Origin of the sequence: Sneathia sp. DSM 16631, assembly GCF_014892235.1 — a bacterium.
In the GTDB taxonomy this organism is placed as follows: domain Bacteria; phylum Fusobacteriota; class Fusobacteriia; order Fusobacteriales; family Leptotrichiaceae; genus Sneathia; species Sneathia vaginalis.
Genome location: NZ_JADBHL010000005.1, coordinates 55,491 through 64,243, shown reverse-complemented (window position 1 = coordinate 64,243; position 8,753 = coordinate 55,491). Strand labels below are relative to the sequence as shown.

Below are 8,753 nucleotides of genomic sequence, written 5' to 3'. Positions count from 1 at the left end.
CATATTAATAGAGATTTTGAAGCAACAGCTCCAAACCAAAAATGGTTTACAGATGTAACAGAATTTAATTTAAGAGGAGATAAACTATACTTATCACCAATATTAGATGCTTATGGAAGATATATAGTTTCATATGATATTTCTCAAAGTCCTAACTTGAAACAAATATATAATATGTTAAATTCGGCATTTAAAGAAAATGAAAATTATGAAAATTTAATATTTCATAGTGATCAGGGTTGGCAATATCAACATGTTTCTTATCAGAAAATATTAAGTGAAAAGAAGATAATTCAAAGTATGTCAAGAAAAGGAAATAGTTTAGATAATGGATTAATGGAATGTTTCTTCGGATTATTAAAATCTGAAATGTTTTATGATCAAGAAGATAATTACAAAACATTAGAAGAATTGGAGAAAGCAATAGAAAAATACATAGATTATTATAATAACAAAAGAATAAAAGAAAAATTAAAAGGATTAACTCCTGCTTCTTACAGAAATCAATCCTTATTAATAAGTTAAATTAAATTTGTCCAACTTTTTGGGGTCAGTACATTTTTGTGCCCCTTAACTTTTAAAATCGCTTAGAATGAAAAATATGGCTTATTTTTTATATATTTCACCCCTGCTATCAATATCAAAAACTAATATGACAATTTCAGTATCTATAATTCTAAATATTGCTCTATAATCTCCTATTCTCATTCTAAATATATCATAATAATCTTTATGAATATATTTTTTTATATCATATTCAAATATTTTATTTTTATCTTTTGAAATTTCATCAAATGCTTTCATAAATTTAATTCCATAAATTTTGTTTTTCTTTATAAACTTTTTAGCTTCTTTTTTATATAAAACCTTATAAAACATCTTCTAATTTCAATTCCTCTCCACTTATATCTGAAAAATCAATGTTTTTACTATCTATTTCTAATTGTTCTTCTTTTGATAATAAAGAAATATTTGAATTTAAAAAATCTAATAAACTTATTTCTTCTTCTTGTTTTATTCTTTTTAAGGCTGTTTCTCTTAAAAACTCTGAAAAATTATATCCTTTTTTTAAAATAAAATTTGAAATTAAATCATAATCTTCTTGCTTTAAAGTAATATTTTTACGAATAGTCATAAATAGGTCTCCTCCTTCTCAATATGTTTCATACTCACTATACATATTATACACATTATATCATTTTTAATTATAATTTTCAAATAATCTTTTTATAAAACATCTCACTCCAGAATTTTTTTGGAGTCAAAAATACTCAAATACGCTCTCAGAAGCTCTAGAATACACCAGATTGTAAATTCAATGCATTAGGCTTATAATAACGAGAATATTCATTATCCAATCGAGTAGGTTCTAATATGTGCCCCCTCTCACACCACTGTACGTGCCGTTCGGCATACAGCAGTTTAATTCAAATAATAATCCAAACAACTTTGAAGGGGGCTGTTGCAAAGTGACTAATTTTTATTAAAATTTTTCATTTTGTTAAGCTTAGTTTTGATGAGAGTATTAGAGTATAAAATAGATAATGTTATGTCAGTAAATAAAATACAAGAAGCATTGAAAAGCTGTACTTGTAGAGAATATAATAAAGGAATAAAAAAAGAAAGGCTAAGCCTTTCTTAGATAGAATATATTAGTGTTTATGATGATGATTTGCTAATTTAGTTAAATCCATTTCTGATATAAACATAGCTGTTCTTGTTAAGTTCTTTTCCATTTTTTTAATATCATCATATTTAGAGAATAAAATTATTGTAAATCTTCCTTTTTCTTCTGTAAATACTCTGTCTTTTGTTTCTTCATTTACAGTCATCTTACCATTGAAAGTTAATCCTTCTTTCTCTTGTAATCTTACTTTTGTATATTCTTTATTTAAAAAGTCTACATGGAAATGTGGAAATCCACCATTGTATGAATGGAAATTCATTTCTTTTTCAAATTTAGTAGGAAAGTAATCACTTCTATCGAATAATAGGATAGCTACTTTTAGGTGTGCACCTTTTTTAGTGTTTTGTATTGTGATTAATTTATTAGCTGTTTGGTAACCATTTTCAGTTTTTTCCACATCAACCATACCAAATTCACCTATTTTAGCATGTAATTCACCTTCATGTGTTCCGATAGATAAGTCTGTGTGTAATGCTCCTTTTACTGAATGATAATTAACTGCATTTTCTAATTTCACTTCTTCATGATGATGTTCATGAGCAAATGTTAAAAATGATAACATAAATGTTAAAGTAAGTAGTATTTTTTTCATATATATTTCTCCTTCTTTTTTTGGTACTGTAAAGTATACAGCCCCTCCTTTATTTATATAATTTAATTTATATATTGTTTTTATTGGGTTGTAGCACTTTCTATAAAAAAAATTGTGATACCTCCCATTTTCTTGTATAATTGAATCGCAAAACACAACCAAGAAAGGGTGATATCACGTGTCAATTATAGCAAATTTTATTAATAATATTCAAGACCTAACTTTTTCAAATGTTATTTTATCTCTTAATAATCAAATTAATTCCTTAGATGAAATTTCTAGATCTCCTCTTTATGAGTATTTTAAACTTGATAAAGAGGCTATTAAAGTTCCTATTGTTTCTTAATTACAAAGAAATACTTTCTAATGGTAATTTTAAGCATTCTAAGGCTTATTTAAAGCCTAACTTCCCTAATCCTAATCAACTATGTCCTAAATGTAATTCTACTAAAGAATGGCATTACATGCATACTAAAACTCAAAAAAGATGTAAGTTATGTCTTAAAACTTTCATTTTTAGTGAACCTAATAAATTTAATACATCTAATTTATCTAATGAAAGTTTAAAATTTTATTGCCCTTATAGAATTAAAGCTAAAAATGAAATTATTAAAGAGCATGGAAAATTAAATCCTACTTAACTATGAAAGACTTATATGGCATTAATATATCACATAGTATTTTATTTTTTATCTAATAAAATTTCCTATTAATTTAATAATTACAAAAGTCATACCAGAAGCTATTATAGGTCCAACAGCAGTCCCGCCTAGTGATACTATTCCTATTATTATACCTATACTACCAGCTATAACTACATTAGGACTAATACTTTGAAATTGTATTCCTTGTTTTGATAATAGTGAAGCTATTATTCCTATTATAACAGCGATTAATCCTTGATAACTTGTAAATGTTTCAATTAGATTTTTTATACTTATTTGACCTAAAGCTATTGGCGATAATATTGCTATTGTTAATATAAACACTCCAAATTTTAAGCCTTTTGACTTAAAAAATCCTAAAGTTTTATCTTGAAAAGGTAAAATGCTAAGCAATAAAACTATTATAGATGCATAAAGTAAACCTTTATTTTTACTAAAATAGCCAACTACACACATTAAAACCAAAATTATATATTTATCCATTTTTACCCTCTTTTAAAATAATGTTAAAAATGAGAACATAAGTGTTAAAGTAAGTAGTATTTTTTTCATATATATTTCTCCTTCTTTTTTTTATGCCTCGATTATATCTTCTCATTTTTTTTATGTCAATAAGCTAAATTCAGTTATTTTTTAGATACTTTTTTAAAAAATCCCTTAATTTATATCCTACCATAGAAAAAATTTTTTTGGATATTTTTCAGTTATATTCCAAAAAAAGAGTAAAAAAAAGAGAAGGTTTACACCTTCTCAATCTATTTTTGAACTTCTATCCATAAAACTGCATCGTGTTCTACTTCTTTACCGTCTAATGTTTTCTTAGTAGCAGCATCTATTGCTGAGAATCCCCATTGTCCTTTTTCAGTAGGAACAAATGAGAACATACCATTGTCATCTGTTAATATTACTGCTGTTGAATGTTCTGTTTTAGGTTTACCTACAAACATACCATCCTTTATATCATAATTTTTAAATTCAACTTCAACTCTTTTATTCTTTGCTGGATTTCCATTTTCATCTACAACTTTTGCTGTAAATACTTGGTTCTTCCATATATTTGTTGGATCTATATGTGGTATTATTTCTGGTTCACCTTTAGGCATTTGACGTTCTTGCCATTCATCACTTTCTGTGTCACCCTTCTTTATATACACCTTTGTTGCTTGTTTAATATATCCATCTTCACTCTTTTCAAAGTACGGTGCTGGAACGAAAATAACTGTCCAAACCCCTGGTCTCAACCCTTCTTTAAAATTAAAATCGTATGTGTATGCTAAAGCCTTATTATCTTTTTTACCAAATTTTGTCTTTATTAATTTATCCTTAGCATTTATTACAGTATCTCCCTTTTTTAATAGAAAAGCTTCAACTGGTTTAATTTCACCCTTAGCATTCTTTCCTATATCCATAGAGAATCCATTTTCTGCTGGGTGTGTAAATAACATATCAAGTTTAACATTCTTTGCTGAACTATCAATAGCAAAATTAGATGTACTTATCATTTGAAAATGTGCAAATGACAATGTACTTAATAATATTGTTAAAGAAAAAATTGATTTCTTCATTTTTTTCTCCTTTCATACTTATATCAATATTATCTTCCTTTTGCCTTTATTTGTCAACAAAATATTTTTGCTATAAAACTAATCTTTCAACATCTAGTGCAATCATAAGCTCTTCATTAGTTCTAATTCTATATACTTTAACTTTAGAATCTCTATCGGTTAACAGTACATCGTCATTAGTTCTCATGAAATTATGCCCTTTGTCTAACTTTACACCTATAGCCTTTAATCTATCACAGACATATTCTCTTGTTTCAGGTGAGTTTTCACCTATACCTCCTGTGAATATTATTGCATCTAGTCCACCTAATTCTACATAGTATGAACCTATATAGCTTGCTATTTTATTACAAAATACATTAAGTGCTAACTTTGCATTCTTGTTACCTTTATCAATTAGTGATAGTATATCCCTATTATCTGAGCTACCACATAGCCCCTTCATACCACATTCTTTATTAAGATAATTTAACATTTCTTTTTCATTAAATCCCTTAACATTAGATAAGTACTCTAATATTGATGGATCTATATCTCCACTACGTGTTCCCATAGGAAGCCCTGCTAGTGGTGTGAATCCCATAGTTGTATCAAATGATTTTCCATCTTTTACTGCTGTAATTGATGCACCATTACCAAGGTGACATACTATTATATTCTTCAAACTAGAATCTATCTTATTCACTTTTTTTACTATATACCTAACTGATGTCCCATGGAATCCATATTTTCTTATTTGATACTTTTCATAATCTTCATACTTTAGTGCATATATATATTTTTCTTCTTCCAATGTTTGATGGAATGATGTGTCAAATACTGCTACATTAGCCTTATCTGGCATAAGTCTTTTACATACATTGATTCCTTTAATATTTGCTGGATTATGTAATGGTGCTAAATGTGACACACTCTCTATATCCTTTAGCACTTCATCTATAATTACTGCAGAATCTTTAAAGTATTCACCACCATGAACAACTCTATGTCCTATCGCATCTATTTCAGAATAATCCTTTAATACTCCTATTCTTTCGTCTGTTATAAGGGAAAGAACCTTTTTTATTGCTTCTTCGTGATCATGAAAGTATACTGGTACATTCTTATCCTTCAAATCTTTCTCTACATTTGTTACTGTGTATATTGAATTTTCATGCCCTATTCTTTCACACAAACCTTTCATAAGTGTTTTTTGCGTATTTGTTTCAATTATTTGAAATTTAATAGAAGAACTCCCACTATTTAATACAAAAACTTTCATAATTACCTCCATGTTCTTAAAAATTCTACATTAGACATTCCTTTATCTTCATCTAACATCTTTATTTCTTTTTCTTTAATTAATTTACTTATAACTTTATCAGCTTTAATACATATCGCCCTATACTTCTTATCAACTTTTGAGAGCATGGCTGTTGAGTATTCAATTTGAACTATGATACTGTATAAATATTTCTTATCCTGTATATTGTAATATCCCAAATTCTTATCTACAAAGTTCAAAAACTCAGGCATATATTTTTTAGGCTCCTTATATATCATTTTAAGATGCCCTACTGTCATATTATCTAATATTCTATACTTCAAAGCTTGTGACATATTGTACTTTTCTATTTTATCATATCTATCATTTAGTCTATAGTAAATGTATTTATTCTTAGTTTTTTTAAACTTGCTTTTTAATTGACTCATATACCCTTTTTCTATATACATTTCTAGTATAAAAGGAATATCTCTAAATGTTTTCATCACCACTTCTATATTATACAACTTACCATTTTTAGGTAATGAGTCCATAAACAACTTAATATCAGGATTTTTTTCTATTATCTTTTCTTCTTCATCAATTAATTCAGATTCTTTTAATAAATCTGCATTAAAATATATACCAAATAGCCTTTCATTTGCATCTATATTCTCATTTTCATTTATTGCTTGTAAATAACTGTCTCTATTGTCAAATCTTTGATACAAATTCGAAAAACTCAACGTAGATAAAAACAAAAGTATTAAAATTCTTTTCATATCTCCTCCTAATACTTTATTATATCACATATACAAAAAAAAGTGTAAAATTACACTTTTTTTCTCCCAAGTTTGACATATTTACTCCTAGTCTAGTATTTCTATTTTTTCTATTTCTGATTGTAATACTAATATTTTATCTAATTCTAAACAGTTTTCCTCTTCTTCTGACTCCGCTTCTATATATTCAATAACATATACATTTTTTAAAATTTCACCATCAGTATAATATATATTAACGTTTTTCCCATCTGATTTTATCATTTCTTCTATTGTAATCATATTATTTTTCCTTTCTTGGCACTATATGTATTCCTATTTTAGAATAATGAATTGAAAATCTTTTAGTTTCATATATTTCAATTTTATTTTTACTAATATACATTCCTATATATTCATCAATTTCTATTATTTCTACTTTATCCCAATTTCCATCAGGCTTAAATTTCAATTCTTCGTTTTCTGCATATTTATTAACTAAATCTTGTATATCTACTGTATCAAATACATAAGACCCACCTTGATAGTTATTATGTCCTAATATATGTTTCCCTTGTTTACCAGAATGGACAGTTGTTTTAGCTTTTGTTTTTAAATCTACATATTTCTTACTATCATTATACTTCATATCTACATTTTTTTGTCAATTTTTTTTGCGTAATAAAAGCTGTAAGAAATGGAAATAAAGTAAGTGGTATTACAATAATGAAATTAGGTAATCTTGAAGAAGTTACCAAAAAAAGCTAATGGGCAAGACCCTTATGTTTGGGCTAAAAACTTTGTTGATGAATTAAATAACAAAAGAACAAAGGAAAAATTAAAAGGATTAACTCCTGCTTCTTACAGAAATCAATCCTTATTAATAAGTTAAATTAATTTGTCCAACTTTTTGGGGTCAGTACAAAATTACACTTTTTTTCTATTTCTTAATTAATTTAAGGACTTCATCAAGTTTTTTTTCAAGATTAGAAATCTTATCTCTTTGTTCCTTAACTGTTTCTTTTAGTTTCTTAACTTCTGTTTTTTCACTACCAAATGTAATACCTGCTCCTACACCGAATGCAATATTACCCTTATCATTTACAGCTCCACTTAATTTATACACAAAGTTTCTTGAATCATTAGTTCCACTAAATCCAACAGCTAACGAATGTGATCCTCCATAGTATCCATATGAAGCTGCAAGATTAAACTTACCATCATTCAAGTTAGGTAAATTAGCCATAGCAACTGCACTAGATACTCCACTTAAAGCTAAGTTTGCTTTTGAGTTCAATTTATCCATAGCTCCATTTATATTATTCATATTTTTATCTAAATATCCCTTAACCTGAGTATCAGTAACCAAAACACCATTAGGATTTTCTATATTTGCTCCATCTGATAATTTACCAATTAAAGAAGCTTTTGATTCATTAGTTAAATTAGAACCATCTAAATTCAATTTACCACCTAATTCTTTGAATAATTGGCTTCCATTTATGGCGTCTGTAGAATCATTTGATATTTTACCTTCACCTATATTAGATAATACCATACTATTTTTTTCTGGTAATGCTTTAATAAGTACATCTTTAGGATCTAAACCACCTGTTATTTCTGCCCCATTTTTACCAACATATTTTTCATTTTCATATTTTGCATCTTTTAACATTGATTCAGTATAGAACATACCATCTTTACCACGAATCAATCTAGAAGTAGAAACCTTTTTACTACTCAATTCTTGTTCAGTTAACGGCTTAGCTTCTGTTGGTTGAGCAGCATCACCACTCCATTTACCAGTTTTAGAATCATATGTTCTACCTGCTATATCATCTGCCTTATATATCTTACCGTCTGCACCTTTAACAACCTTATCACTAGCATTAAAGAATTTATCATCTACCTTAGTAATTTCAGATTCTTTATATGAATTACCCTTAGAATCTGTCACTACTTTTTCATAATATGCAAAAGTACTATCGCCTTTACCACCTGCACTTAGTTTAATAGTATTTCCATCTTCAAATTCTATTATTGTATTACCTAAAGCATCTTCAGTACTTGATTTTACTTTGGCATCTTTACCTGGATCACCTTTATCTCCTTTTGGCCCTTTTTCTCCAGGTTGTCCTGGATCTCCTTTTGGCCCTTTTTCTCCAGGTTGTCCTGGATCTCCTTTTGGCCCTTTTTCTCCAGGTTGTCCAGGATCTCCTTTTGGCCCTTTTTCTCCAGGT

At 27.5% G+C, this 8,753-nt stretch carries 13 protein-coding genes; 3 read left to right on the top strand and 10 right to left on the bottom strand.

The features are described 5' to 3' along the window. Positions 1-525: IS3 family transposase (locus tag IMK15_RS03390; protein WP_192941893.1), on the top strand; the 525-nt coding region annotated here is incomplete at its 5' end. A gap of 81 nt (positions 526-606) precedes the next feature. Here IMK15_RS03390 and IMK15_RS03385 read toward each other — a convergent pair. The 3 genes from IMK15_RS03385 to IMK15_RS03375 form a co-directional block, all read right to left on the bottom strand. Beyond that, a complete protein-coding gene (locus IMK15_RS03385; RefSeq protein ID WP_046328964.1) occupies positions 607-879 on the bottom strand; it encodes a type II toxin-antitoxin system RelE family toxin in 273 nt (90 codons plus the stop codon). Then, positions 869-1,135 carry a hypothetical protein gene (locus tag IMK15_RS03380; RefSeq protein ID WP_192941892.1) on the bottom strand — a complete coding sequence of 89 codons (267 nt, stop codon included), beginning with the start codon at positions 1,133-1,135 and terminating at the stop codon, positions 869-871. The genes IMK15_RS03385 and IMK15_RS03380 overlap by 11 nt, the downstream gene beginning before the upstream one ends. Positions 1,136-1,652: 517 nt before the next feature. Continuing rightward, complete coding sequence (locus IMK15_RS03375; protein ID WP_192941891.1) at positions 1,653-2,279, bottom strand: hypothetical protein; 627 nt, start codon at positions 2,277-2,279, stop codon at positions 1,653-1,655. Between the two features lie 293 nt (positions 2,280-2,572). Between IMK15_RS03375 and IMK15_RS03370 the strand changes: the two genes are divergently transcribed. Next, the gene (locus IMK15_RS03370; protein WP_192941890.1) at positions 2,573-2,920 is read left to right on the top strand and encodes a hypothetical protein; all 348 of its coding nucleotides are present in this window, start codon (positions 2,573-2,575) and stop codon (positions 2,918-2,920) included. Positions 2,921-2,968: 48 nt separating this feature from the next. On the opposite strand, the gene IMK15_RS03365 is transcribed toward IMK15_RS03370, so the two are convergent. The 6 genes from IMK15_RS03365 to IMK15_RS03340 all read right to left on the bottom strand — a co-directional run bounded on the left by IMK15_RS03365 (position 2,969) and on the right by IMK15_RS03340 (position 7,162). Next, on the bottom strand, positions 2,969-3,427 hold the full coding sequence (locus IMK15_RS03365; protein ID WP_046328968.1) for a DUF441 domain-containing protein: 459 nt from the start codon (positions 3,425-3,427) through the stop codon (positions 2,969-2,971). Positions 3,428-3,699: 272 nt separating this feature from the next. Further along, positions 3,700-4,509 carry a DUF4198 domain-containing protein gene (locus IMK15_RS03360; RefSeq protein WP_192941889.1) on the bottom strand — a complete coding sequence of 270 codons (810 nt, stop codon included), beginning with the start codon at positions 4,507-4,509 and terminating at the stop codon, positions 3,700-3,702. A gap of 70 nt (positions 4,510-4,579) precedes the next feature. Continuing rightward, positions 4,580-5,770 carry an acetate/propionate family kinase gene (locus IMK15_RS03355; RefSeq protein ID WP_192941888.1) on the bottom strand — a complete coding sequence of 397 codons (1,191 nt, stop codon included), beginning with the start codon at positions 5,768-5,770 and terminating at the stop codon, positions 4,580-4,582. A gap of 2 nt (positions 5,771-5,772) precedes the next feature. Next, on the bottom strand, positions 5,773-6,534 hold the full coding sequence (locus IMK15_RS03350) for a hypothetical protein (RefSeq protein ID WP_192941887.1): 762 nt from the start codon (positions 6,532-6,534) through the stop codon (positions 5,773-5,775). Positions 6,535-6,621: 87 nt separating this feature from the next. After that, on the bottom strand, positions 6,622-6,816 hold the full coding sequence (locus IMK15_RS03345) for a hypothetical protein (protein ID WP_192941886.1): 195 nt from the start codon (positions 6,814-6,816) through the stop codon (positions 6,622-6,624). 1 nt (position 6,817) lies between these two features. Beyond that, on the bottom strand, positions 6,818-7,162 hold the full coding sequence (locus IMK15_RS03340; protein ID WP_192941885.1) for a polymorphic toxin type 50 domain-containing protein: 345 nt from the start codon (positions 7,160-7,162) through the stop codon (positions 6,818-6,820). A 93-nt stretch (positions 7,163-7,255) separates the two neighbouring features. On the opposite strand from IMK15_RS03340, the gene IMK15_RS06630 reads away from it, so the two are divergent. After that, positions 7,256-7,405 carry an integrase core domain-containing protein gene (locus tag IMK15_RS06630; RefSeq protein ID WP_264291110.1) on the top strand — a complete coding sequence of 50 codons (150 nt, stop codon included), beginning with the start codon at positions 7,256-7,258 and terminating at the stop codon, positions 7,403-7,405. 48 nt (positions 7,406-7,453) lie between these two features. Here IMK15_RS06630 and IMK15_RS03330 read toward each other — a convergent pair. Continuing rightward, on the bottom strand, positions 7,454-8,753 hold a 1,300-nt coding region (locus IMK15_RS03330; RefSeq protein WP_192941884.1), incomplete at its 5' end, for a collagen-like protein.